Annotated in this window: 27 protein-coding genes; 12 read left to right on the top strand and 15 right to left on the bottom strand. The window is 72.4% G+C overall.

Going from position 1 to position 24336, the window contains the following annotated elements:
• Positions 1 to 16 precede the first annotated feature (16 nt).
• A complete protein-coding gene (locus ABT129_RS17225) occupies positions 17 to 607 on the top strand; it encodes a Uma2 family endonuclease (RefSeq protein WP_351901662.1) in 591 nt (196 codons plus the stop codon).
• On the opposite strand, the gene ABT129_RS17220 is transcribed toward ABT129_RS17225, so the two are convergent.
• Positions 604 to 1260 carry an HAD family hydrolase gene (locus ABT129_RS17220; RefSeq protein WP_351901660.1) on the bottom strand — a complete coding sequence of 219 codons (657 nt, stop codon included), beginning with the start codon at positions 1258 to 1260 and terminating at the stop codon, positions 604 to 606. The genes ABT129_RS17225 and ABT129_RS17220 overlap by 4 nt on opposite strands.
• A gap of 74 nt (positions 1261 to 1334) precedes the next feature.
• On the opposite strand from ABT129_RS17220, the gene ABT129_RS17215 reads away from it, so the two are divergent.
• Positions 1335 to 1610 carry an STAS domain-containing protein gene (locus tag ABT129_RS17215; RefSeq protein ID WP_351901658.1) on the top strand — a complete coding sequence of 92 codons (276 nt, stop codon included), beginning with the start codon at positions 1335 to 1337 and terminating at the stop codon, positions 1608 to 1610.
• 14 nt (positions 1611 to 1624) lie between these two features.
• On the opposite strand, the gene ABT129_RS17210 is transcribed toward ABT129_RS17215, so the two are convergent.
• The 3 genes from ABT129_RS17210 to ABT129_RS17200 all read right to left on the bottom strand — a co-directional run bounded on the left by ABT129_RS17210 (position 1625) and on the right by ABT129_RS17200 (position 4726).
• Complete coding sequence (locus ABT129_RS17210) at positions 1625 to 2596, bottom strand: sigma-70 family RNA polymerase sigma factor (protein WP_351901656.1); 972 nt, start codon at positions 2594 to 2596, stop codon at positions 1625 to 1627.
• 82 nt (positions 2597 to 2678) lie between these two features.
• Entirely contained in the window at positions 2679 to 3386 is a 708-nt protein-coding gene (locus ABT129_RS17205; RefSeq protein WP_351901654.1) for a L,D-transpeptidase, read from the bottom strand.
• A gap of 77 nt (positions 3387 to 3463) precedes the next feature.
• Positions 3464 to 4726: an MFS transporter gene (locus ABT129_RS17200; protein ID WP_351901652.1), complete on the bottom strand. Its 1263-nt coding sequence runs from the start codon at positions 4724 to 4726 to the stop codon at positions 3464 to 3466.
• Between the two features lie 62 nt (positions 4727 to 4788).
• Between ABT129_RS17200 and ABT129_RS17195 the strand changes: the two genes are divergently transcribed.
• A complete protein-coding gene (locus tag ABT129_RS17195) occupies positions 4789 to 5784 on the top strand; it encodes a LysR family transcriptional regulator (protein WP_351901650.1) in 996 nt (331 codons plus the stop codon).
• Here the strand turns inward: ABT129_RS17195 and ABT129_RS17190 are convergent.
• The gene (locus ABT129_RS17190; RefSeq protein WP_351901648.1) at positions 5770 to 6546 is read right to left on the bottom strand and encodes an alpha/beta hydrolase; all 777 of its coding nucleotides are present in this window, start codon (positions 6544 to 6546) and stop codon (positions 5770 to 5772) included. The genes ABT129_RS17195 and ABT129_RS17190 overlap by 15 nt on opposite strands.
• Before the next feature lie 334 nt (positions 6547 to 6880).
• On the opposite strand from ABT129_RS17190, the gene ABT129_RS17185 reads away from it, so the two are divergent.
• Both ABT129_RS17185 and ABT129_RS17180 read left to right on the top strand, forming a co-directional pair.
• Entirely contained in the window at positions 6881 to 8035 is a 1155-nt protein-coding gene (locus tag ABT129_RS17185) for an adenosine deaminase (RefSeq protein ID WP_351901646.1), read from the top strand.
• A 172-nt stretch (positions 8036 to 8207) separates the two neighbouring features.
• Positions 8208 to 8579 carry a hypothetical protein gene (locus ABT129_RS17180; protein WP_351901644.1) on the top strand — a complete coding sequence of 124 codons (372 nt, stop codon included), beginning with the start codon at positions 8208 to 8210 and terminating at the stop codon, positions 8577 to 8579.
• A 111-nt stretch (positions 8580 to 8690) separates the two neighbouring features.
• Here the strand turns inward: ABT129_RS17180 and ABT129_RS17175 are convergent, their stop codons facing one another.
• The 5 genes from ABT129_RS17175 to afsQ1 form a co-directional block, all read right to left on the bottom strand.
• Positions 8691 to 8894 (bottom strand): PspC domain-containing protein, encoded by a 204-nt coding sequence (locus ABT129_RS17175; RefSeq protein ID WP_351901642.1) that lies wholly within the window; start codon positions 8892 to 8894, stop codon positions 8691 to 8693.
• Positions 8895 to 8984: 90 nt separating this feature from the next.
• Positions 8985 to 9566 (bottom strand): VanZ family protein, encoded by a 582-nt coding sequence (locus ABT129_RS17170; protein ID WP_351901640.1) that lies wholly within the window; start codon positions 9564 to 9566, stop codon positions 8985 to 8987.
• A 48-nt stretch (positions 9567 to 9614) separates the two neighbouring features.
• On the bottom strand, positions 9615 to 10250 hold the full coding sequence (locus ABT129_RS17165; protein WP_351901638.1) for a hypothetical protein: 636 nt from the start codon (positions 10248 to 10250) through the stop codon (positions 9615 to 9617).
• Positions 10247 to 11875, bottom strand: a complete 1629-nt coding sequence (locus tag ABT129_RS17160; protein WP_502981797.1) for an ATP-binding protein — start codon at positions 11873 to 11875, stop codon at positions 10247 to 10249. The genes ABT129_RS17165 and ABT129_RS17160 overlap by 4 nt, the downstream gene beginning before the upstream one ends.
• Positions 11773 to 12450 carry a two-component system response regulator AfsQ1 gene (gene afsQ1, locus ABT129_RS17155; protein WP_017239746.1) on the bottom strand — a complete coding sequence of 226 codons (678 nt, stop codon included), beginning with the start codon at positions 12448 to 12450 and terminating at the stop codon, positions 11773 to 11775. Before afsQ1 ends, ABT129_RS17160 begins: the two co-directional genes overlap by 103 nt.
• Before the next feature lie 169 nt (positions 12451 to 12619).
• Between afsQ1 and ABT129_RS17150 the strand changes: the two genes are divergently transcribed.
• Positions 12620 to 13339 carry a SigE family RNA polymerase sigma factor gene (locus tag ABT129_RS17150; protein ID WP_030318346.1) on the top strand — a complete coding sequence of 240 codons (720 nt, stop codon included), beginning with the start codon at positions 12620 to 12622 and terminating at the stop codon, positions 13337 to 13339.
• Positions 13340 to 13515: 176 nt separating this feature from the next.
• Here the strand turns inward: ABT129_RS17150 and ABT129_RS17145 are convergent, their stop codons facing one another.
• Positions 13516 to 14211: a uridine kinase family protein gene (locus ABT129_RS17145; RefSeq protein ID WP_351901633.1), complete on the bottom strand. Its 696-nt coding sequence runs from the start codon at positions 14209 to 14211 to the stop codon at positions 13516 to 13518.
• A 52-nt stretch (positions 14212 to 14263) separates the two neighbouring features.
• Here ABT129_RS17145 and ABT129_RS17140 point away from each other — a divergent pair, with 52 nt between their 5' ends.
• The gene (locus tag ABT129_RS17140) at positions 14264 to 14662 is read left to right on the top strand and encodes a hypothetical protein (protein ID WP_351901631.1); all 399 of its coding nucleotides are present in this window, start codon (positions 14264 to 14266) and stop codon (positions 14660 to 14662) included.
• A 24-nt stretch (positions 14663 to 14686) separates the two neighbouring features.
• Here the strand turns inward: ABT129_RS17140 and ABT129_RS17135 are convergent, their stop codons facing one another.
• From ABT129_RS17135 to deoC, 4 genes are all read right to left on the bottom strand, one after another.
• Positions 14687 to 15973, bottom strand: a complete 1287-nt coding sequence (locus ABT129_RS17135; protein ID WP_351901629.1) for a TerD family protein — start codon at positions 15971 to 15973, stop codon at positions 14687 to 14689.
• Between the two features lie 166 nt (positions 15974 to 16139).
• Positions 16140 to 17036, bottom strand: coding sequence for an aldehyde dehydrogenase family protein (locus tag ABT129_RS17130; protein WP_351901627.1), 897 nt, complete (start codon positions 17034 to 17036; stop codon positions 16140 to 16142).
• Complete coding sequence (locus ABT129_RS17125; RefSeq protein WP_351901625.1) at positions 17029 to 18465, bottom strand: aldehyde dehydrogenase family protein; 1437 nt, start codon at positions 18463 to 18465, stop codon at positions 17029 to 17031. Before ABT129_RS17125 ends, ABT129_RS17130 begins: the two co-directional genes overlap by 8 nt.
• Positions 18466 to 18470: 5 nt before the next feature.
• A complete protein-coding gene (gene deoC, locus ABT129_RS17120) occupies positions 18471 to 19430 on the bottom strand; it encodes a deoxyribose-phosphate aldolase (protein ID WP_351901623.1) in 960 nt (319 codons plus the stop codon).
• A 283-nt stretch (positions 19431 to 19713) separates the two neighbouring features.
• Here deoC and ABT129_RS17115 point away from each other — a divergent pair, with 283 nt between their 5' ends.
• The 5 genes from ABT129_RS17115 to pstC all read left to right on the top strand — a co-directional run bounded on the left by ABT129_RS17115 (position 19714) and on the right by pstC (position 24325).
• Positions 19714 to 21000, top strand: a complete 1287-nt coding sequence (locus ABT129_RS17115) for a hypothetical protein (RefSeq protein ID WP_351901621.1) — start codon at positions 19714 to 19716, stop codon at positions 20998 to 21000.
• A gap of 268 nt (positions 21001 to 21268) precedes the next feature.
• Positions 21269 to 21910 carry a class F sortase gene (locus tag ABT129_RS17110; protein WP_351901619.1) on the top strand — a complete coding sequence of 214 codons (642 nt, stop codon included), beginning with the start codon at positions 21269 to 21271 and terminating at the stop codon, positions 21908 to 21910.
• A gap of 34 nt (positions 21911 to 21944) precedes the next feature.
• A complete protein-coding gene (locus ABT129_RS17105; protein WP_351901617.1) occupies positions 21945 to 22637 on the top strand; it encodes a PH domain-containing protein in 693 nt (230 codons plus the stop codon).
• Between the two features lie 200 nt (positions 22638 to 22837).
• Positions 22838 to 23191 carry a DUF1508 domain-containing protein gene (locus ABT129_RS17100; RefSeq protein ID WP_351901615.1) on the top strand — a complete coding sequence of 118 codons (354 nt, stop codon included), beginning with the start codon at positions 22838 to 22840 and terminating at the stop codon, positions 23189 to 23191.
• Between the two features lie 78 nt (positions 23192 to 23269).
• The gene (gene pstC / locus ABT129_RS17095; RefSeq protein WP_351901613.1) at positions 23270 to 24325 is read left to right on the top strand and encodes a phosphate ABC transporter permease subunit PstC; all 1056 of its coding nucleotides are present in this window, start codon (positions 23270 to 23272) and stop codon (positions 24323 to 24325) included.
• Positions 24326 to 24336 lie beyond the last annotated feature (11 nt).

Below are 24336 nucleotides of genomic sequence, written 5' to 3'. Positions count from 1 at the left end.
CTGAATGGAGACGGCCGTGAGCGCACTCACCGTCGACCCCACGTCGGGCCATGGCCCTGACTGGGACGACCTCGTCCGTATCTGGGAAGGGACGGACCCCCCCGAGGGCTGCAAGGTGGAGATCATCGAGGGGATCATCACCGTGTCGCCGCCGCCGTCGCCCCTGCACAATGACATCGCCGACGAGGTTCAGAGGGCCCTGTACGGGGTGATCCCCCGTGACTGGGGGGCGTACCGGACACAGGCCGTCACTGTGCCCACCCGCGCGGGGATGTTCGTTCCCGATCTTCTCGTAGCCCCCAAGAAAGCCGTGCGCGAAGCCCGCCTCGCGCTTCAGGCTTCCGAGGCCGAACTCGTCGTCGAGATCACTTCGCGGGGAAACGCGAATCACGACAGGATCGTGAAGCTGCAGGGGTACGCCACCGCTGCCGTCCCCTTGTATCTGCTCGTCGACCGCTGGCACTCCGGCCGTCCTACCGCGACGCTCTACGGCGAGCCGAAGAACGGCCTGTACCGGGTCCTTGACGTGGTGGAGTTCGGTGAGGAGATCCACCTCCCCGCCCCCTTCGACCTCACGATCGACACCGGCACGTTCCCGCTCGGCTAGCGTCCTGCCCCCAGCAGTCCCGGCAGCGTCCGCATGTCCTCGAAGACCACCGTTCCCGGGCCCGCCAGCCGGTCCGCCCTCGTCAGCCCGCCGCTGTAGCCGAAGGCCCGCATCCCCGCCGCGCGCGCCGCCCGGACCCCGTACGGGCTGTCCTCGACCACGGCGCAGCGCCCGGGCGGGACGCCCATGGTGGCCGCCGCGTGGAGGAACAGGTCCGGCTCCGGCTTGCCCCGGGTGACGTCGCGGGCGCTGAACATCCGGCCCTCGAAGCGGTCGAGCAGACCCGCGCGCGTGAGGTTCCTGCGGATGGTGGGGTGGCTGCCGTTGGAGGCGAGGCAGTACGGGACGGACAGCGCGTCCAGCACCTCGGTGACGCCGTCCACCGCGGTCAGTTCGGCGTCCAGGGCGTCCTCGTACCGCTGCCGGAAGGGCGCGTTCCAGCCGGGCTCCAGGGGGCGGCCGATGCGCTCCTCCAGGATCGAGGTGAGGAGTTCGTGGGAGGAGCCGACGAAGTGCTCCACCACCTCCTCCTCGGTGAACTCCGCCCCGAGGGTGGCGAACACCTCCCGGTCCACGCGGCAGTAGATCCGCTCGCTGTCCACCAGAACACCGTCACAGTCGAAGATCACCAGTTCGACAGGCTCGTGAGTCATGATCGAGAGCCTAGGGGGTGTCGTGCGGCACGGGTCCCCGATGAGTTCCCGGGTCGGGACCGGTCTCAAGGAGCGTGGACACCAGTCGACCGCTCGTCGTGACCCTGACCGCCCGCCCCACCGGGGACGAGGTGGCGCGTCTCTGTGCCGAGCTCGGGGCCGCCCCGCCCGGGGACGTGGTCTGCGAGGTCGGCGCGCTCGCGCCCGCCGATCTCGCCGCCGTCGACGCCCTCGCCCGGCTGAAGCTCGCGGCCGGGCGCGGCGGGCACCGCATCAGGTTCCACGGAGCGGGGCCCGACCTGCGGGCCCTGCTCCTGCTCACCGGCCTCGGCGGGACCCTGGGCCTCTAGAGCAGCCCCGGCTCCTACGCCTCCAGCCGGGCCGGCAGGTCGAAGAGCGGGAACCAGCGCTCGGTGTCCAGGAAGAAGTCCATCCCGGCGACCTTGCCGTCGCGCAGCTCCAGGACGATCAGCGCCCACGGGCTGTATCCGCCCGCCGGGTCCGGGTGGTACTGGGCGAAGGCCGGCGAGCCGTTCGCCACGGTCGGCACCAGCTTCGAGCCCGCGCAGACCTCGCCGACGCCCAGCATCCAGCCGACGATGTCGTCGTGGCCGCGCAGCCAGAGGTCGTACGGCGGCATGGACATGGTCGCGTCCTCGTGGAGGAGCGCGGTCAGCGCCTTCATGTCGTACCCCTCGAAGGCGGCGACGTACCGCTCCAGGAGGGCCTTCTGCTCCTCGTCCAGCGGGTTCGCCGGGTCCGAGGTGGCCGGTGCCTGCTCGGCCAGGGTCGCGCGGGCCCGCTGGAGGGCGCTGTTGACCGAGGCGACGGTGGTGTCGAGGAGCTCCGCGACCTCGCTCGCCCTCCAGGCGAGCACCTCGCGGAGGATGAGCACCGCCCGCTGCTTGGGCGGCAGGTGCTGGAGCGCGGCCACGAAGGCGAGCCGCACGGTCTCGCGGGAGACGGCCGTCTCGGCCGGGTCGCCGGCCGAGGGCAGGACCCGCCCGTCGGGGACCGGCTCCAGCCAGGTGATCTCGGGCTGCTTCACGAGCTGGGCCTGGGCGACCGGGGTGGGTGAGGTCAGGTCCATCGGGCGCGCCCTCCGGTTGCCGGCGTTCAGCGCGTCGAGGCAGACGTTGGTGGCGATCCGGTACAGCCAGGACCGCAGCGAGGAGCGGCCCTCGAAGGAGTCGATGGCCTTCCAGGCCCGCACCATCGTGTCCTGCACCGCGTCCTCCGCCTCGAAGGACGATCCGAGCATCCGGTAGCAGTAACCGGTCAGCTCCCTGCGGTACTTGTCGAGTTCGTCGGTCGTCGCGGTCGCGGCGTCACTCATCGGGTCCACACCCCACTCACCCTCACCGGCACCCGTTCGGTACCGGTGAGGGGAAGCTACCGCAGCGGACTGACAGTCGGGGTCAGGTTCCCGGCTTGCGCCCGTAGACGAACACGTCGTCGCCGTTCTTGAGCAGGCCCCAGTACGCCTTGGCGTCCTTCGACGTCATGTTGACGCAGCCGCCCGAGCCCGGCGGGTTCCACATGGACTTGGTGGTCGAGTGGAAGGCCTGGCCGCCGTCGAAGAACTGCGAGTACGGCATGGAGACGTGGTAGAGCGTCGACCAGTGGTTGATGTTCCGCATGTAGATCTTCTTGGCGCCGGTACGGGTCTCCGTGCCGTCCTTGCCGGTACGGACCGGCACGGGGCCGTACTTGAGGCGCGCGCCGTCCTGGATCCAGGTCAGCTGGCGGGTGAGGTCGACGCAGGCGATCCGGCCCTTGTTGGTCGGACACCTGCGGTCCTTGTTGGGGTTGGACCCCGCCGCCTTCTGCTGGTTCATCGTGTTCATGGTGCGCCAGGTGACCGCTCCGGCGTACCCCGCGGACGGGGTGATGCCGTGCTTCTTCTGGAAGGCCTGGATGGCCTTGCAGTCGGCGAGCGACTGACGTCCGTCGGCCGTCCGGCCGAGGAACTTCTCCACCTGCTTCTGGTACGGGCCCGTCGTCACGTTGCAGGACGCCGCCTGCGCCGGAGCCGCACCGAGCGCGATCGTCATCGGCACCACCAGCGAGGTGAGGCCGGCCGCGATCCCGGCTCTCCTGCCTATCCGACCCGCGATTCTCTTCATGATCGTCAACTCCCCCTTGAGTCCTATCGTTCAGGACGTCCGGGGGAGCGACTCAGTTGCAGCGGAACCGGGCGGAATCAGCAGGGTGCCGCGAGCTGGAGCCGCCGCGCCTCGACGCGGGCGCTGTGGCTCCCGTACAGGGTGACGGAGACGACGCCGAGGACGGCGACGAGACCGATCAGGACCGTGCCGGCCCACCCGCCCGCGTGGAAGGCGATCGCGCCGAGCGTGCCGCCCGCGCTGCTGCCGAGGTAGTACGCGGACTGGTAGAGCGCCGAGGCCTGCGCGCGGCCCGTCTTCGCCGTACGGCTGACCGAGGAGGAGGCGACCGCGTGGCCCGCGAAGAAGCCGGCCGTGATGAGGACGAGGCCCGCGAGGACCGCCGGCAGCGTGTCGGCGAGCGAGAGCAGCAGACCCGCGGCGGTGGTGGAGACCGCCAGGTAGAGCGCGCCGCGCCGGCCGAGCCGGCCGACGAGCTTCCCGGCGGCGGCGGAGGAGACCGTACCGACCAGGTAGATCAGGAAGATCGAGCCGATCACGCCCTGCGGCAGCGAGAACGGGGCCTCCACCAGGCGGTAGCCGATCACGGTGTACACCGCGCCGAACACCGTCATGAACAGGGCGCCGATCACGTAGAGCCGCATGAGCAGCGGGTCCGCCAGATGCGTCCGCACGGTCCGGGCGAGCGCCCTCGGATCGAGCGTGCCGGGCGTGAAGTGCCGTGCCCTCGGCAGCAGCGCCCGGAAGGCGAGCGCGCACAGCAGGGAGGTCAGGCCGACGGCGGCCAGACCCGCCCGCCAGCCCCACATCTGCGCCACCCAGCCGGTCACCAGGCGGCCGCTCATGCCGCCGATCGAGTTGCCCGCCACGAACAGGCCGATCGCGGCGATCAGCGCCTTGGGGCGGACCTCCTCGGCGAGGAAGGCCATCGCGGAGGCCGGGAGCCCGGCGAGCGCGGCGCCCTGGAGCGCGCGCAGCGCGATCAGGGACTCCAGGTTCGGGGCGAGCGGCACGAGGAGGGCGAGGCCGACCGCGACCGTCAGGGAGGCGATCATCATCGCGCGCCGTCCGAAGCGCTCCGAGAGGGCGCTGAGCGGCAGGACACACAGGGCGAGGGCGCCGGTCGCGGCCGAGACCGTCCAGGAGGCGGCGGAGGCGGTGGCGCCGAACTCGGCCGAGATGGCCGGGAGGAGGGCCTGCGTGGAGTAGAGGAGAGCGAAGGTGGCGAGGCCCGCGGCGAAGAGCGCGAGGCTCAGCCGGCGGTAACCGGGGGAGCCGGGGGCGAGGCGGGTGTCGGCGGACGCGATGGTGGCGGCCGCCTTGGTACTGGCGGGAGGCATGTCTCGAACGTAGGACGCCCGGTTTCATGCGTCCAATGCACGGAACTGCTGTAATCGTTCCCATGGTGCATGAGTACAGGTCACAGCCTCGGCTGTCACCGAACAGTAACGAAGAAGACATGGGACTGCTGCTCGCGCCGCGGCTCGCGTACTTCGCCGCCGTCGCCCGGCACGAGCACGTGACCCGGGCCGCGGCCGAGATGGGCGTCCCCCAGTCCACGCTCTCCCGGGCCATGGTCCGGCTCGAACAGGACCTCGGCGTCACCCTCTTCGCCCGCCGCGGCCGCACGGTCTCGCTGACCCCGGCCGGGCGCCGCTTCCTCACCGCCGCCGAGCGGGCGCTCGCCGAGGTGGAACGGGCCGCCGACACCGTACGCGCCGACGCCGACCCCACCGCGGGACGCGTCGCCTTCGGCTTCCTCCACACCATGGGCTCCGAGACCGTCCCCGGCCTCATCCGCGCCTTCCGCGTCGACCACCCGCGGATCCGCTTCACCCTGGTCCAGAACTACGGCGAGGCCATGATCGAACGGCTCCGCGCCGGCGACCTCGACCTCTGCCTGACCTCCCCCGTGCCCGACGCCCCCGACCTGGTCGCCCGGCGCCTCGACGAACAGCGGCTCCGGCTCGTCGTCCCCGACGACCACCGGCTCGCGGGCCGCAAGCGCGTCCGCCTCGCCGAGGCCGCGGACGAGACCTTCGTGACCCTGGAACCGGGGTACGGGCTCCGCCGCATCACCGACGACCTCTGCGCCGAGGCCGGGTTCAAGCCCCGCGTCGCCTTCGAGGGCGAGGAGGCCGAGACGCTGCGCGGCCTGGTCGCCGCGGGACTCGGCGTCGCCCTGCTGCCCCCGCCGGCCGTCCCGCGCCCCGGCGTCGTGGAACTCACCGTCACCGCGCCGCGCGCGGTCCGCGAGATCGGCGTCGCCTGGCTCGACGGCCACCCGGACACGGCCCCGGTGGCCGCCTTCAAGAAGTTCCTGCTGAGCCGCCGGGGACACCTGCTCCCGAAGGACCCGGCGCAGGACCCCGTGCGGCCGCCCTCACCGCCGGAGTGAACCCCCGAAGCCCGCCGCGAGCGGCATCCGCAGGCCCAGCGGCGGGGGAGCGGCCATCGCGTCCGTCACCGGACGGGTGACGGGGCGGTCGAAGAGCGCGCCGAGGACGAAGTCGGCGGCCAGGGCCCGCACCTCCTCCGCGTACTGCCGCAACGCGTGCCCGTCGGAGTGCACCTCGAAGCGGCAGGTGTCCCTGTTGGCCTTCTTCGCCCGCTCGGCGAACCGGTACGACAGCTCCGGGTCCGTCCGGGCGTCGTTCGTGCCGTGCACGAGCAGCACCCGGCACCCCACCAGCTGCCGTACGGCCTCCGGCTCCGCCGCCATGTCGTCCTCCGGCAGCCACGGGGCGAGCGCCAGGACCGCGCCGACCGCGCCGTGCCCGGCCGCCCGCAGCGCCGCCCGGCCCCCCAGCCCGTGCCCGACGAGACAGACCGGGACGTCCCCGTACCGCCGTACGGCCTCCGAGACCGCCCAGGAGGCGTCCGCCGCGAGGTTGGCGTCGGCGCCGTTCCAGCCGCGCCCCCGGTAGCGCACCACATGGGCGACGAGGCCCTCGGCGCGGCCCGCGCGGACGAGACCGCGCCCGAGCGGCAGCATCGCCGCGTGGGCCCGCGCTGAGGCGCGCCGTCCCGACTCCGGCCGGCCGTCCGGCAGCAGCAGCACCACGCCGCCGACCGCCGCCGACGTGCGTGAACCTCCAACAGGCCGTCCGAGCCGGGGTCTCCGGCCGTCGGGCGGCCCCACGAGTGCGAAGTGCGCCATGACAGAACAGTCTCAGAAGCGGAGGTGTACGCCAGTCGTACGCGCGGTCTCTGTTACGTATCGTCCGCCGGGTGAACGCCCGCCGCCCCTGAGCCCGTTCGAACCGGGTCACGTGTCCGAGGGCGGCGAAGCCCCTCCGGCCGTACCAGCGGTGGGGCCGGTGCGCCGGGTTCGCGGTCAGGAAGACGTGGACGCGGCGCAGTTCGGCGCGGTGGCCGCCGGAAGTCATGGGCGCAGGCCAGGCGTTCGCCCTCCCGGGGCGCACCGGAAATCACCCGGAACGGACGGGGCGCCACAGGGCGCGCTCTACGCGCGTAGGGGCTAGAGTGCGAAAATGACGAGCCAGACCCCCAGCGTCCCCACCGCGGACCAGATCCGCCGTGCCCCGAAGGTGCTGCTCCACGACCACCTCGACGGCGGACTGCGCCCCGGCACGATCATCGAACTCGCCCGGGAGCAGGACTACCGGCAGCTCCCCGAGACGGAGGCCGACAAGCTCGGCGTCTGGTTCCGCGAAGCCGCCGACTCCGGCTCCCTCGAGCGGTACCTGGAGACCTTCGCGCACACCTGCGCCGTCATGCAGACCCGCGAGGCGCTCTTCCGCGTCGCCGCCGAGTGCGCCGTCGACCTCGCCGAGGACGGCGTCGTGTACGCGGAGGTGCGCTACGCCCCCGAGCAGCACCTGGAGTCCGGCCTCACCCTCGAAGAGGTCGTGGAGGCCGTCAACGAGGGCTTCCGGGAGGGCGAGCGGCAGGCCAGGGCGAACGGCCACCGCATCCGGGTCGGGGCGCTGCTCACGGCCATGCGGCACGCGGCGCGCGCCCTGGAGATCGCCGAACTCGCCAACCGCTACCGCGACTCCGGCGTCGTCGGCTTCGACATCGCGGGCGCCGAGGCCGGCTACCCGCCCACCCGCCACCTCGACGCCTTCGAGTACCTCAAGCGGGAGAACAACCACTTCACGATCCACGCGGGCGAGGCCTTCGGGCTGCCCTCCATCTGGCAGGCGCTCCAGTGGTGCGGCGCCGACCGGCTCGGGCACGGCGTCCGGATCATCGACGACATCGAGGTCGCGGACGACGGCTCGGTGCGCCTCGGCCGGCTCGCCGCCTACGTCCGCGACAAGCGGATCCCGCTGGAGATGTGCCCCTCCTCCAACCTCCAGACCGGTGCCGCCGCCTCGTTCGCCGAGCACCCGATCGGTCTGCTCCGCAAGCTGCACTTCCGGGCCACGGTCAACACCGACAACCGGCTCATGAGCGGGACGAGCATGAGCCGGGAATTCGAGCTGCTGACCGAGGCATTCGATTACACGCTCGACGACATGCAGTGGTTCACTGTCAATGCGATGAAATCAGCGTTCATTCCTTTCGATGAACGCCTCGCCATGATCAACGAGGTCATCAAGCCCGGATATGCCGAGCTGAAGTCCGAATGGCTGTTCCAGCAGACCGCCACGACCAGCGAGTCTTCCCGCACGACGGGCTGAACAGCACCCTGTCAAGGGGAACGGAGCGGCCGGGAGAGCGCGACACCCGGCCGCTTTCCGGTGTTTGCGGAGGAGTCGATCACTGGTTAGGTTGCAGAGCCGCTCTGCATTCCCAGGATTTCCCCGTCCGGCTTTCCCGGAAGCCCCCGGATTCCCCAAGGAAGATTTTCAGATGAAGCAGTCTGCCGCCAAGAAGCTCGGTGTCGCCGCTCTCGGTGCCGCTTTCGCCGCTGCCGCCGCCGGCACGGCCTCCGCCGCGCCGTCCCTGCCGCTCGGAGCCGACGCTCTGGGCACGGTGACCCAGGCCGTCCCGCTGGGTGACGGCCTCACCGAGCTCCCCGACGGCGCCGCCGAGTCCCTCGGTGCGGGCCAGGGCGCCCTCGGCCAGGGCCTCGACCAGGGTGTGAAGACCCTCCCGGCCGCCGCCGGCCAGGCCACCCAGAGCCTCCCCCTCGACGCCGCCGCCGGCGGCCTCGGCGCCACCCCGCTCGGCGGCCTCCTCGGCGGCCTGCCGCTGGGCGCCGGCGGCCTGCCGATCGGCTGACCCGAGCCGTACGACGCTCCGACCACGCCGAAGGGGCGCGCACCCGGTCTCCCGGGCACGCGCCCCTTCGGCGTACGGCGTCGGCGTGCGCCGCCGACCGGCGGGCCGTGACTACCAGGCCGTCGTGCTCGTGCTCTTCTCCGCCGGAACGAAGATCCACAGACCCAGGTAGATCAGGAACTGCGGTCCGGGCAGCAGGCACGAGACCAGGAAGATCAGGCGCATCGTCCACGCGGAGAGGCCGAAGCGCCGGGCCAGCGCCGCGCACACTCCGCCGATCACGCGTCCGTCACGGGGGCGGGTCAGTGCGGCCATGGTGGGCTCCTTCGGAGTCGGTCCGGGAGCCGCTCCGTCGGGCTCCCGATGACTCCATACTGCTCTCGGACGGGGGTCCGGGGCGTCGGTCTACCGGGCGATCGGGACCCTGGTAATCGTCGGGGTCGCACCCTGAGACCCCTCGTCCCCCAGGAGGGCCGGACCCCGACCGCGCGCGGTCCCCGCGGCGGAGCCCGACCGCCCCGCGTCCGACCTGCGGCGCAGCCAGCTCCGCCCGGCAGGCACGAGGAGCAGATGGGCGAGCGCCACCCCCGCGGTGTTCAGAAGGACGGAGTCCACGTCCACGACCTGACCCGGCACGGCGGTCTGCAGCAGCTCCACGGCGAGCGACACCAGCGCCCCCGCGGCGGTCGTACGGGTCAGGGAGGCCCACCGGGAGACGTCGAGCCGCCCGTCGGCCATCGGCAGCAGCACCCCGAGCGGGGCGAGCAGGAGCAGGCCCTCGCCGATCAGCCGGGCCGCCTCGGCGGCGCCGAGCGCCAGATCGGCCCGCAGGCCGTTCAGCGGGACGGTGTTCGGCGCGGTCACCCAGGCCACGTCCCGTGGCCGCAGGCTGACCCAGGCGACGAGCAGCAGATGCGCGACGACGAGGACCCACCCCGCCACGCGGACGACCACGGCGGCACTGCCGCCCGAACCTTGACGCTGCACGCCCCCCAAGACGTCCCCCACGGCGGAATCGGTTCCGCCGGACCCGGCTCAGCCCGTGGGGGTGGCCGCCGGAGCGGTCACGGCCGCCGTCGGCGGGGCCGACTCCGGGCGCTCGCGCAGCTCCGTCGTGCAGCGGTAGCGCTTCGGGGCGTACGCGCCCGGGCCGCCGAGCAGCACCGTGTGCTCACCCGCGCCCGCCGAACTCGCCGCGAACGTGCAGACCAGCTGCGAGAGGGCGGTCGGCGCCAGGTCCTCCGGCTGACGGCTCAGCCGCAGCGTCCCCGCCGGATCGCCCCGGCGGCCGCCCTCCACCACCAGCGGGCCGCGCACCGCCGTCGTGAAGCCGGCCCGCGTCTCGCTCTCCGACGGCTCGGCGAGCAGCTGCGCGAGCAGCCGCGTCGCGGTGCGCACCGGGTCGCCGTCGGTCTTCTCCTCCGGCAGCGGAGACCGCCGGTCCACCGCCTCCAGCTGCGAACCGCAGACCAGGTACACCCGGACCGGCACGTCCTGCACCGGTGCCGCCGTGCCCTCCTCCGCCAGGCTGCACGGGACCCGGGACGGGGCGGCGCCCGCGTCGACGGGGACCGAGGTGGTCCTGATCCCGCAGCCGGTGACCAGCGCGGTGACCGCCGCCGCCACCAGGGCTCCCGTACCGGCCGTACGCCCGAAGGTGCGGCGCCTCACGCTTCCTCCACCTCGCCCTGGCTGCTGCGGGTCTGCACCTCGCGGGTGATCCCCGAGGCGTCCAGGGGCAGTCGCAGCACGAACACCGCGCCGTCCACCGTCCCGTCCTCGCCGACCGAGTTGGAGGCGGTGATCGAACCGCCGTGGATCAGCGCGTTCTCCATGGCGATCGACAGGCCGAGCCCGCTGCCCTCGGACCGCGGCCGGGAGGCGCTCGCCTTGTAGAAGCGGTCGAAGACGTGCGGCAGCACCTCCTCGGGGATGCCGGGGCCGTGGTCGCGGACCGCGATGACCAGCTCCTCGTCCTCGGTGCGCACCGAGACCCGTACCGGCGAACCGCCGTGCTTCAGCGCGTTCCCGATCAGGTTCGCCAGGATCACGTCGAGGCGCCGCGGGTCGAGCGGCGCCACGATCCCGCGCTCGGCGTCCAGGTCGACCGCGTCCAGCCACGCGCGCGCGTCGATGCACGCGGTGATCTGGTCGGCGATGTCCACCTCGTCGAGGACGAGCCGGGCGGTGCCCGCGTCGAAGCGGGTCACCTCCATCAGGTTCTCCACCAGGTCGTTGAGGCGCCGGGTCTCGCTCACCACCAGCGCCACCGCCGGGGCGATCATCGGGTCCAGGGTGTCCTGTTCGTCCTCGAGGACCTCCGTGACGGCCGTCAGCGCGGTCAACGGGGTGCGCAGCTCGTGCGACATGTCGGCCACGAAGCGCCGGGAGGACTCCTCCCGGGCGCTCATGTCCGCGACCTTCTTCTGCAGGGACTCGGCCGCCCCGTTGAACGTGCGGGTCAGATCCGCCAGTTCGTCGGCGCCGGTGACCCGCAGCCGGGTGTCGAGCTTGCCCTCGCCGAGCTGCCGGGCCGCCTCGCCGAGCCGGTGCACGGGACGCAGCACGGTCGTCGCCGCGACCTGCGCGAGCAGCACCGAACCGGCCACCGCGAGCGCGGTGGCGATCCCGAGGGACCAGGCCAGCGAGTTCAGGTCGGCCTTCTCCGCGGCCAGCGACTTGAACATGTAACCGGCGGGCCCGCCGCCGTCGATCCGCGTCCCGCCGACCAGGTACGGCGTCCCGTTCCGCTCCGTACGCTGCCAGAACAGGTGGTACGGGTACGGATTGCCCTCCGTCACCGGCCGCTTGGTGTCCACCGCGTCCCGCAGCGAACGCGGCACGTCGGCCAGGGTGAAGTCGTCCGGGTCCGAGGCGCCGACGATCGGCTTGCCCGCGTCCCGCTCACCGAGCAGCAGCACCTGGTAGTTGGCGCTGCCCGTCGCCATCTGCTCGGCGGTCCGCCGCAGATCGTCCTGGGTGGGCCGCAGCGGCAGCGTCGCCGCCCGGTTCTGCATCTCCTGCCGGAAGTCGTTGAGCGCCCCGTCCTGGGTACGGGTCAGCACCGCCTCCCGGTTCAGCCAGTACGCGATGCCGGAGGCCGCCACGGCGGCGGTCAGCGCGACCAGGGCGAAGACGACGACAAGGCGCAGCCGCAGGCTCGAAAGACGCAGCCGCGTGAGGATTCCCTTGCTCACGCAGGGACGTCCAGCCGGTATCCGACCCCGCGCACGGTACGGATGAGCGTCGGCGAGGACGGCACGTCCTCCACCTTGGCGCGCAGCCGCTGCACACAGGCGTCGACGAGCCGCGAGTCGCCCAGGTAGTCGTGCTCCCACACGAGCCGCAGCAACTGCTGCCGGGAGAGCGCCTGTCCGGGCCGCCGGCTCAGCTCCAGGAGCAGCCGCAGCTCGGTCGGGGTGAGCTGGAGGTCCTCGCCGTTCTTGGTGACCGTCATCGCCGACCGGTCGATCACCAGCGAGCCGTACGTCGCCGAATCCGTCGACTCCCGCTCGCCGCGCCGCAGTACGGCCCGGATGCGGGCGTCGAGCACACGGCCCTGCACCGGCTTGACGACATAGTCGTCGGCACCGGACTCCAGGCCCACGACCACGTCGATGTCGTCGCTGCGCGCGGTCAGCAGGATGATCGGCAACTGATCCGTGCGGCGGATGCGCCGACAGACCTCGAAGCCGTCGATGCCGGGCAGCATGACGTCGAGCACGACCAGGTCCGGCCGCTGCTCGCGCAGCAGCTGGAGGCCGTCCTCACCGGTCGCGGCGGTGGCCACCCGGTGGCCCTGCCGGGACAGGGACAGCTCAAGGGCCGTACGGATGGCGTCGTCGTCCTCGATCAGCAACAGAAAAGGCACGGGCGCCATTCTGTCGCATGGGGCCGTCCGAGTTCGACCGCTGGGAGGCGCGCTTCTCCCGGGACCCCTGTGACACGCCTGTGACAGTCGGCGGACAACGCCATGAAGTCCGGTGGGCAAGCTTCTTGGCAACGGACCGAAACACACTCCAACCGACGGGGGGCGCGAGATGAACGCACTGCACAGCACCACCTCAAGCGCAGTAGTCACGCGTCTCCACGACGTCGTACGGAGCACGGAGAAGTCCGGCGCGGTGAACGGGCGGGGGTGCGTTCGCAGCGTCGGGCGTCAGCGCAAGGCGCCGTACATGGTCGCCATTGCTGACGGGGGAGCGGCGTACGGGGAGGTCACGGGGGAGCGCAACTGCTCGGAAGCCGAGTTCACGGCTTACGTCCAGGAGCGTCGTGCCTCCCTGTACGCCACCGCCTACCACCTCACCGGTGACCGTTTCGAGGCCGAGGACCTGCTCCAGAGCGCGCTGTTCTCCACGTACCGCGCCTGGGAGCGGATCAGTGACAAGGCCGCGGTCGGCGGATACCTCCGCCGCACCATGACCAACCTGCACATCAGCGCCTGGCGCCGGCGCAAGCTCAACGAGTACCCGACCGAGGAGCTCCCGGAGACGGTGGGCGAGACGGACGCGATGCGCGGCACGGAGCTGCGCGCGGTGCTGTGGCAGGCCCTCGCCCGGCTGCCCGAGCTCCAGCGGACCATGCTGGTGCTGCGCTACTACGAGGGCCGGACCGATCCGGAGATCGCGGAGATCCTGGACATCAGTGTCGGCACGGTGAAGTCGAGCATCTGGCGGTCGCTGCGGCGACTGCGCGAGGACGAGGTGCTCAGCTTCGGACGTGACGAGGAGGAGTCCTTCGGCGAGCTGGTGGCCTGAAGGTCGGGGGGAACGGGGGAAAGACCCCACGGGGGCCACGGGGGAACGCGGCTCACGGGGGAAGGACCCACGGGGGCCACGGGGGAACGCGGCTCACGGGGGAGCACGGGGGTACGGGGGAAAACGGCGCGGGTCGCACAAGCCGGGGGGCTTGTACGACCCGCGTCGTCTGTGTCTCAGCGCGCCGCCGGGGTGCGGTGGCGGCCCGCCGCCGCGGCGGCCAGGCGGCCCAGGGCCTCCGGCTTGGCACAGGGGTGGGCGCCCAGCTCCGCCTGACGGGCGACGATCGCCCGCTCGGCGCGCATCAGGCGCCAGCCGCGGCGCAGCAGGAACGGCACCGACTTGCGGCCCTCGCGGAGGTCGCGGGCGAGCCGACGGCGGAAGGTCGTCGACGGGCGGCCGCGCAGACAGAGCGCGTCGGCGAGGACGTCCAGCTCACGGCAGCGGCTCACGATCTCGGCCGCGAAGATACCCTCCGCCACGAAGAGCGGCGTCCGCCCGATGTCGAGCCGCTCACGGTCCACCCGCGAGCTGGTGGCGATGTCGTAGACGGGGACGTCGGTGCGTCCCGTACGGCAGAGCTCGACGACGGCGGCGACGGCGGCGTCCGCGTCCCAGGACAGCGGGGAGTCCCAGTCGATGTCCGCACTGCCCTCCACGAGCGGGAGGGACGGATCGCCCGCCTCCTTGTAGAAGTCGTCGAGGCGCAGGACCGGGAGGCCGGCGACGGCGGCGAGGGACGACTTGCCGGAGCCGGAGGGGCCCGCGAGCAGGACGACACGGGTCGGGATCGGTAGGGAACTCACGGGACACCAGTGTGAACCATTCCCCCGTGCAGGGGACCCCCGAGGAAGGCCGTTGGTATCGAGCATCACACCTCAACTACTGTCGGTGTCCGCTCGATCACCCCTCGGAAGGAACCTCATGGCGCGTCACGCAGAACCCCGGACCCCCCGTCGCGGTGCCCTGCTCAAGGCCGGGCTCACGGTCACGGCGGCGGGCGCGGCGATGCTCGGCGCGGGGGCCGCGGCCCAGGCCGCCGCCCCGGTGCCGCTCCCCGTCGACTCGCTGACCAGGACCGACGCGGGCGCGGCCGGGGCGGGTGCGCTGTCGGGCGTCACCCACGGCCTGGGCCCGCTGACCCGGCTCCAGCTCGACCCGCTGGCCAACACCGGCGTCGACCCCCTCGACAACGGACTCGGCACCCAGATCTCCGACTTCAAGCCGGTGGGCACGAACCTGGTGACCGACCACCTCACCCAGGGCGGGGCGGTGGCCGATCTTCCGGTGGTGGGGCCGCTGACCCAGGGACTGCTCCCGTAGCTCCGGCCGAAGGGGGCCGGAGACTCAGCGCCTTCCCCGCCGCAGCCAGCCCTGCGCCCTGCGGGGCTCCGGCAGCTTCACCGGGCCGTCGTCGTCCGTCCGCCCGCTGTGGGGCTGCAGCCGCTTCAGGCGCGCGCGCCACGGGCCGTCGGCCAACTCCAGCTGGACGAGGAGCGGACCCTCGGGCAGCGGCACGGTCTCCCGGTGTCTGCCGACCTCGTTGACGAGGGCCGGCCCCGGCTCCGGCAGGGTGGCGGGGTCGTCGTGCTCCGTCAGGTCGAGGACCTGGACGATGAAGTTCTCCTTGCCGCGGTAGTGGAAGGCGATGTCGGCCACCCCTCCGGTGTGCAGCAGGACGTCCGGGCCCCGGCCCTCCAGGGTGTCCTCCGTGAGGTGCCGGGCCGCCGACAGCGGCAGGATCCGCATCCGCCAGGGCCGGTCCGCCTGCAGCTTCAGCCGCAGCCGCCCGTTGCCGGGGACCGTGGTGAGCAGGCGGCCCTGGAAGTCGTCCTCTCCGCTGTTGACGAGGTAGTGGCCCTCCTTGTTGCGGTGGTCGAGGGGCCACAGGCCGGTGTATCCGTCCCTCTCGACGGCGAGTTCGACCAGGACCGGGCCCGGCGGGAGGTCCTCGACGGTGATGACCTCGTTGTGCCGGCCGCTGAGCGTGTGCGGCTCGAAGACGGTCCCGAACGTCCGGTCCGTCGGACGCGGCTCCGGCACGGACGGCGGAGCCGCCACCGCGGGTGCGGGTGCGGGCGGCGGCGCGAAGCCCGGGGCGGCGACCGCGGGCGGGGCCGTGACCGGGGCGGGCGGGGGCTCCTCCGCCACGTCCACGCCGTGGTCCACGGCCAGGCCTTCGAGGCCGTCCAGGTAACCCTGGCCCACCGCGCGGAACTTCCAGCCCCCCGACCGCCGGTACAGCTCCGCGAGGACCATCGCCGTCTCGCCGCCCGCGTCGGTCACGTCGTACCGCACGACCGCCGTGCCGTCCGGCGCGAACACCTCCACGGACAGCCCGTCGACGTCCCGCAGCGCGCCGTTCTCCGTCGACGTGACGACGAGGACGCGGGAGATCCCCTCCTCGACCGCGGTGAGGCCGGCCTCCAGCCACACCGTGCCGTCCTCGCCTGCGGTGAGCCGCACGGCGCCCGACGGATGGACGGGGGCGCCGTGGAACACGATGTCCCCGTCCCCCCGGACCCTGCCCCGCTCCGTCAGCAGCAGTGCGGCGACGTCGACACCGTTCCGTACGGCGACGCGCAGCGGCACCGTCGGGACGAAGGTGTTGTCCCCCTTGACCAGCCCCCTCATGACGTACCGACCCGTCCCTTCATGTCCCCTCCGCGATCGATCATCTCTGGATCTTGCGGCGGATCGGCCCGGGGTGCAAGGGCCGGCCCCGGGGGATCCGGCCGGCCGGGAACGCGGAACGGCCCCCCGGGCGCGTGCGCCTGAGGGGCCGTCGGATGGTTCCGGACTAGTACGCGGAGCCGCTCGCGCCCAGCGAACCCGTCGGGTGCCAGACCGTCTTCGTCTCCAGGAACGCCGTCATGCGGTCCGTGCCCGGGGACTCCGCGAAGTCCTCCGCGCGCGGGCGCAGGACGCGCTTCAGGTTGTCCGCCGCCGCGATCTCCAGGTCGCGGGCGAGGTCGCCCCCGGTCGCGCCCGTCAGGTCGATCCCGTTGACGTCCTGGTGGGCCGCCAGGTGCGGGCCCATCTCGGAGGCCTTGCCGGAGAGGATGTTCACGACACCGCCCGGCAGGTCCGAGGTGGCGAGCACCTCGCCCAGGGAGAGGGCCGGCAGCGGGAACCGCTCGCTCGCGATCACGACGGCCGTGTTGCCCGTCGCGATCACCGGGGCGATCACCGAGACCAGACCCAGGAAGGACGACTCCTGGGGGGCGACGACGGTGACGACGCCCGTGGGCTCGGGGGAGGAGAGGTTGAAGTACGGGCCGGCGACCGGGTTGGCGCCGCCCACGACCTGGGCGATCTTGTCCGTCCAGCCCGCGTACCAGACCCAGCGGTCGATCGCCGCGTCGACGACGGCGGCCGCCTTCGACTTCGACAGGCCCTCCGCCTCCGCGACCTCGCGGACGAACTGCTCCCGGCGCCCCTCCAGCATCTCGGCGACGCGGTAGAGGATCTGGCCGCGGTTGTACGCGGTCGCGCCCGCCCAGCCGCCGAAGGCCTTGCGGGCGGCGACGACCGCGTCACGGGCGTCCTTGCGGGAGGAGAGCGGCGCGTTCGCCAGCCACTTGCCCTTGGAGTCCGTCACCTCGTACACCCGGCCGCTCTCGGAGCGGGGGAACTTGCCCCCGACGTACAGCTTGTAGGTCTTGAAGACGCTCAGCCGCGTCGCCGACTCAGACATCGAGGTAGGCCTCCAGACCGTGACGGCCGCCCTCGCGGCCGAAGCCCGACTCCTTGTATCCGCCGAACGGCGAGGTCGGGTCGAACTTGTTGAACGTGTTGGCCCAGACGACACCGGCGCGGAGCTTGCTCGCGACCGCGAGGATGCGGGAGCCCTTCTCCGACCAGATGCCGGCCGACAGGCCGTACTGGCTGTTGTTGGCCTTCGCGACCGCCTCGTCGGGCGTGCGGAAGGTCAGCACCGACAGGACCGGGCCGAAGATCTCGTCGCGGGCGACCGTGTGCGCCTGCGTGACGTTGGTGAAGAGCGTCGGGGCGAACCAGTAACCGGCCGACGGGATGTCGCAGGCGGCGGTCCAGCGCTCGGCGCCCTCCGCCTCTCCCTGGTCCACCAGCGAGGTGATCCGGGCCAGCTGCTCCGAGGAGTTGATGGCACCGATGTCGGTGTTCTTGTCCAGCGGGTCGCCGAGGCGCAGGGTGTTCAGACGGCGCTTCAGCGAGTCGAGCAGCTCGTCGTGGATCGACTCCTGGACGAGGAGGCGCGAACCCGCGCAGCAGACCTGGCCCTGGTTGAAGAAGATGCCGTTGACGATGCCCTCGACGGCCTGGTCGATCGGCGCGTCGTCGAAGACGATGTTCGCGCCCTTGCCGCCCAGCTCCAGGGTGACCTTCTTCTCCGTACCGGCGACGGAACGCGCGATGGCCTTGCCGACGGCGGTCGAGCCGGTGAAGGCGACCTTGTTCACGTCCGGGTGCGCGACGATCGCCGCGCCGGTCTCCCCGTACCCGGGAAGGATGTTGACGACGCCCTTCGGCAGCCCGGCCTGGCGGCAGATGTCCGCGAAGAACAGGGCGGTGAGCGGGGTCGTCTCGGCCGGCTTCAGGACGACCGTGTTGCCGGTCGCGAGCGCCGGGGCGATCTTCCACGCCAGCATCAGCAGCGGGAAGTTCCACGGGATGACCTGACCGGCCACGCCCAGCGGCCTCGGGTTCGCCCCGTAGCCCGCGTGGTCGAGCTTGTCGGCCCAGCCCGCGTAGTAGAAGAAGTGCGCGGCGACCAGCGGGAGGTCCGCGTCGCGGGTCTCCTTGATCGGCTTGCCGTTGTCCAGGGTCTCCAGGACGGCCAGCTCACGGCTGCGCTCCTGGATGATCCGGGCGATCCGGAAGAGGTACTTGGCGCGCTCGGAGCCGGGCAGCGCCGACCACTTCTCGAAGGCCTTCCGCGCCGCCTTCACCGCACGGTCGACGTCCTCGGCGCCCGCCTGGGCGATCTCGGACAGGACCTCCTCGGTGGAGGGGGAGACGGTCTTGAAGACCTTGCCGTCGGCCGCCTCGACGAACTCGCCGTCGATGAAGAGGCCGTAGTTGGGGGCGATGTCGACGACGGACCGGGACTCGGGCGCCGGTGCGTACTCGAATGCAGATGCCATGTTGATCAGTCCACCGTCACGTAATCGGGGCCGGAGTAACGGCCGGTCGCCAGCTTCTGGCGCTGCATCAGCAGGTCGTTGAGCAGGCTGGAGGCGCCGAAGCGGAACCAGTGGTTGTCCAGCCAGTCCTCACCCGCGGTCTCGTTGACGAGAACCAGGAACTTGATCGCTTCCTTGGTGTTGCGGATGCCGCCGGCCGGCTTCACGCCGATCTGCACGCCGGTCTGGGCGCGGAAGTCGCGCACCGCCTCCAGCATGAGCAGGGTGTTGGCCGGGGTGGCGTTGACCGCGACCTTGCCGGTCGAGGTCTTGATGAAGTCCGCGCCGGCCATCATGCCGAGCCAGGAGGCGCGGCGGATGTTGTCGTACGTGGACAGCTCGCCGGTCTCGAAGATCACCTTCAGGCGGGCGCGGTCGCCGCACTCCGCCTTGATCGCGGCGATCTGCTCGAAGACCTGGAGGTAGTGGCCGGCGAGGAAGGCGCCACGGTCGATGACCATGTCGATCTCGTCGGCGCCCGCGGCGATGGCGTCCGCCGTGTCGGCGAGCTTCACGGGGAGCGCGGCGCGTCCGGCCGGGAAGGCGGTGGCGACCGAGGCGACCTTGACGTCGGAGCCCGCGAGGGCGGCCTTGGCGGTGGCCACCATGTCGGGGTAGACGCAGACGGCGGCGGTCGTCGGGGTCGTGCGGTCGGTCGGATCGGGACGGACGGCCTTGGCGGCGAGCGCCCGGACCTTGCCCGGGGTGTCCGCGCCTTCGAGCGTCGTCAGGTCGATCATGGAAATGGCCAGGTCGATGGCGTACGCCTTGGACGTGGTCTTGATCGAGCGGGTACCGAGGGCCGCGGCGCGCGCCTCCAGGCCTACGGCGTCGACGCCGGGCAGCCCGTGGAGGAAGCGGCGCAGCGCACCGTCGGACGCGGTCACGTCGGCGAATGCGGATGCTGCGGATGCAGTGGTGGGCATGGTCACCAGTCGAGCATATCTACGCGCGTAGCGACCTGTACAGGGGACGTGCTTCGCAGAGCCCGAGGTCACAGGCGGGCGGTCGGCGTGGTGCCCCGGGGCCGGGCCGCCGTGACGGGGTCGGTGACCCCTGTCACAGGCCCGTGACATGGAGTGGACAACTCCCGAATACAAGATCAATAGATTTCTTCTTGCAGCCAGCCAGACCTCACCGGAACCAGTCGGACCGAGTAAAAGCGGCATGCGACTCTCCCATCCGCCTGCCTGAATTCCAGGAGTCGTTATGCGCACCGCCCTTCGCACCGCCATCGCCACCGTCCTCGTCGCGGGTGCCGCGATCACCACCCCGGCCCTCGCCGCCGGAGCCGCCTTCGCGGCCGACGGCCCGGTCGCCGCGCCGGCCGCCGTCACCCCGGCGGAAGCGAAGCCGGCCGCCGAGAAGGCGGGCGAGACCAAGCCGGCCGGTGAGAAGGCGGGCGAGGCCAAGCCGGCCGGCGAGAAGGCCGCGGGCGCGAAGGGCGAGAGCGGTACCGCCGACGCCGCGAAGGGCACCCTCGTCCGGACCGAGACCCTCCTGACCGGCACCGTCGCCAAGATCTACAAGATCAACGCGCTGCACCACCGCGCCGAGCTCTTCTACGGCACCAACCCGGTCGGCGTCCTCGACGCCAACACCCGCCCGGTGGCCGGCAACGACAACGGCGAGTTCTTCGTCCTCTTCCCGGACGGCCGCTCCCTCAACTGGGACCGCAGCTACGTCCCCGGCGCCGCCCCCGGCCTCTACGAGCTCGCCGACGGCACCCGCCTGGAGCTCGGCAAGAAGGGCGACCGCTACGGCCTCCAGCTCGTCGAGAACGGCAAGGGCCGCGGCTTCACCTACCTCAACGGCTTCCGTCAGGTCTGGGTCTACGGCAAGGCCGTCGTCGTCCTGGAGAGCGACGGCGGGTTCGCCGCGTACATCCAGGGCGGTGCGAAGCAGGCCGCGCCGCGCCTGGTCGACAACCCGGCGCCGGTCCCGGCGCCCACCACCGGGCCCGTCGTCACCATCGGCGAGTGCGCCGTCCGGCAGGACATCCCGTCCGTCTTCGCGCTGCTGACCGTGACGCTCACCAACGACCTGGAGAAGGGCCCGAAGGCCGTCCTCAAGGACGAGGCCGGAAAGCCCATCGTCACCCTCGACCGCGCCCACGCCGCCGACCTGGGCATGGGCCTCACGATCAAGGGCGCGAACACCACCACCCCGCAGCTCGGCCAGCGCACCCAGGGCGGCGACACCCCGTACCGCTGGACCGCCTTCCCCAAGCTCCCCAAGGGCTGCGAGAAGGGCACCGCCACGCCCACCCCGGCGCCGTCGACCACCACCCCGGCCCCGGCGGGCAACACCGGCACCACCACCAACAACGCCGGGCAGACCTCCGTCGTCCCGAAGGGCGGCGTCGCGGCCGGCGCCGAGACCGGTGCCGGGAGCGACTCCACCGCGCTCGTCGCGGCCGGTGCCGGCGCCGCCTCGCTCGCCGCCGCGGGCCTCGGCTTCGTCGTCCTGCGCCGCCGGGCCGCCGCCCGCGTCTGACCCCCGTCGCGGCCCGACCGGGCACCCTGACGTCCGTCCGGGCCGCGACGGGCCCCGCGCCCCGCGCGCGGGGGCCTTCGCTCCATCCGCTCCACCCGCTCCTCGCCCCTGACCCGAGCGGTGCGCAGGAGGCCTTCACCCCAACCCGCACGATCCGCACCACCCGCACCACCCGCTCCTCGACCCTGACCCGAGCAGGAGCACATCCACCCCAGGCCGGCCGTCGCACCCACGCGGCGGCCGGCCACACCCCGTCCGGAGCCGTCCCGTGAACCGCCGCCCCGCCCGTACCCGTACCGTCTCCGTCGCCCTCGCGGTGGTCCTCGCCGCGCTCACCGGGTGCTCCGCCGGGGCCGGGCCCGCCGCCACCCCGCCCGCCCGCGTCGGCGAGACCGCCGTGCCCGCGCCGACCGCGAGCGGCGCCCCCGTGAAGGCGCTCGGCCGGTCCCTGCCCGTCCGGGTCCAGCTGCCCGCCGCCGGGGTCGACACCGCGCCCACCGGACCCGTCCTGGAGCTCGGGCTCGCCGCCGACGGCACCGTCGAGGTCCCCTCGGTCGCCGACGCCGACCGCATCGGCTGGTACGACAAGGGCGTCACGCCCGGGCAGACCGGCCCCGCCGTCCTCATCGGGCACTTCGACACCGTCCGCGGCCCCGCCGTCCTGAAGAACGTCTCCCGCGTCCGGACCGGCGACGAGATCACCGTGACCCGGGCCGACGGCACCACCGCGGTCTTCCGGGTCCGGGAGCTGGAGCAGGTCGACAAGGACACCTTCCCGACGGCCAAGGTGTACGGCGACACCGAGCGCCCCGAGCTGCGCCTCATCACCTGTGGCGGCGAGCTGGTCGACGGCCACCGTCCCGACAACATCATTCTGTACGCGGATCTCGTGGCCACGCGGGCCGCCTGAGGTCCCACGGGCCCCCTGAGGCACAATCGGCGGCATGACGACCCCCGAGCCGACCCCCGAGCCCAGCCACGAGCCGAGCCCCGGGTCGACCCCCGAGCAGCCGTCCGCGGAGCAGCCGTCCCCCGACCGTGCCTTCCGGTCGGTCCTCGGGATCGCGAGCGGGGTGTTCCTGCTGGGCCTCGCGGCCCTGTTCGCCGGTGACGTGATGCTCCGCGGCGAGGGCCGGTCGCCCTGGCTCGCGCTCGCGGGCCTGGTCCTGGCCGTCCCGCTGATCGTCGCCTTCACGATCCGGCCCGCGGTGTACGCCAACGACGACCGGCTCAAGATCCGCAACCCGTTCCGGTCGATCACGCTGCCCTGGGCGACCGTCGCCGACTTCCGCGCCGGCTACTCCAGCGAGGTCTTCACCCAGGACGGCGAGAAGTACCAGCTGTGGGCCGTCCCCGTCTCGCTGCGCCAGCGCAAGAAGGCCGCCCGCAGCGCCGCCCGCGCCGCCCAGGGCGAGGCGCGCGGCCGTACCCCGGCGACCTCGGGCGCGCGGGGCTCCTCGTCCTCCTCCGGTGTGGCGTTCGCCGACCAGACCCTCTCGGACCTGCGAGAACTCCTCGCGAGCCGTGCCGCGGCCCCGGGGTCGCAGGGAGCGGCGAAGGTGCGCTGGGCGTACGAGATCGTCGGCCCCGCGGTGGCCGGGCTGCTGCTCCTGGTGGTCCTGGCGGCGACGGGCTGACCGGTCCCGCCTGCCGGGCTCGCGAACGGGACAGCCTGGCTCGTTCCGACGGGGTCGCTCCGGGTGCCGGTGTCCAAGGGGCAACCTCCTGGTGAAGCGTGCAACCTCGGAGATGGTTTAGCGCCCAACTGTCACGCCCGTCTCAATAGATTGCCCCTGCCGAGACTGTGGGGGTGGGGGCGATGGCCAAGGACACCGGTGTGTCCGGAACGCGCTGTCTGGTCGACATGGGGGCCGACGGACGGTACGGGTGGCGACTCGTCGCCCAGAACGGAAGGGTCGTCGCGCGGTCGGGGGGCTGCTACGACGACCACGCCGGGTGCAGGGACGCCTTCGCGGCCCTCTGCACCGGGTACGCGGAGATGGCCGGAGGAGTGCAGCACACCGCCGGCGGCAACGGCTGGGTATGGCTGCTCCGGGACCCCGAGGGCCGCACCGCCGCGCTCTCCGGCCGCTCCTACGAGCGGCACTCCACCTGTCGCACCGCCTATGCGCGCTTCCGCGCCCTGCTCGCCGAGGAAGGGCCCAGATGGGCCTCAACAGCCTTACGGTGAACGGAAGTTGCCCCGCGCACGCCCCTCGTTCACATCGAGTGGAACACCTGTCCACCGGGCCGGACTTACGTCCTTCCCGTGACGACCGAGACCCTTGACCCGCCGCCCGGTCCGCCGCCCGGCGGACCACCACCCGGCTCACCGGCGGACACCCCGCCCGACACACCGAGGCGGCTCCACGCCGACCCCGGCCTTCCCGACCGGGTCTTCCGCGCCGTCGCCCGCACCGGCGGCGGCCTCGTCCTCGCGGTCATGCTCCTCGTCGGCGGCTTCCTGCTCCTCCGCGCCTGGCAGGCGCTCGACCGCGCCGGGCTCTCCTTCCTCACCACCGAGGCCTGGGAGCCGGACGCCGGACGCTTCGGGATCGCGGCCGTCCTCCTCGGCACCGTCCTCATCGCCCTCGTCGCGATCGTGGTGGCCGTCCCGCTCGCCACCGGGGCCGCCCTCTACATCTCCGAGTACGCCCCGCCCCGGCTGCGCCGCACCCTGATCTCCACCGTCGACCTGATGGCCGCCGTGCCCTCCGTCGTCTACGGCCTGTGGGGCGTCTTCTGGCTGGAGGAGTCGATCCTCCCGATCGCCCGCTGGATCGCCACCTACCTGGGCTGGATCCCGTTCCTCCGCGTCGACGGCGCCGACCCCGACGACCCGCTGGCCCCGCCGACCGTCTACACCTCGTCCACCTTCGTCGCCGGTCTCGTCGTCGCGATGATGGTCGCGCCGATCATCTGCTCGATCATGCGCGAGGTCTTCTCCCAGGCCCCCGCCGGCGAACGCGAGGGCGCGTACGCGCTCGGCGCCACCCGCTGGGGCATGATCCGCAGCGTCGTCCTGCCCTTCGGCAAGGGCGGCATGATCGGCGGCACCATGCTCGGCCTCGGCCGCGCCCTCGGCGAGACCATCGCCGTCTACATGGTCATCTCGCAGGTCTTCACCATCCAGTGGCACGTCCTGCAGACCGGCACCAGCTCGGTGTCCTCCCTGATCGCCCTGCGCTACGGCGAAGCCACGCCCTTCGGCATGTCCGCCCTCATGGCGGCGGGCTTCGCCCTCTTCGTCATGACCCTGATCGTCAACTTCGCCGCCTCGTCCATCGTCGCCCGCAGCCGCTCCGGCGCCACCAGCGACGCCTGAGACCACGCTTT

It is taken from the genome of Streptomyces sp. NPDC002057 (assembly GCF_040296665.1).
Classification (GTDB): Bacteria; Actinomycetota; Actinomycetes; order Streptomycetales; family Streptomycetaceae; genus Streptomyces.
Note: the sequence above shows the minus strand (reverse complement) of the source record. Positions and strands in the feature narration are given on the sequence as shown.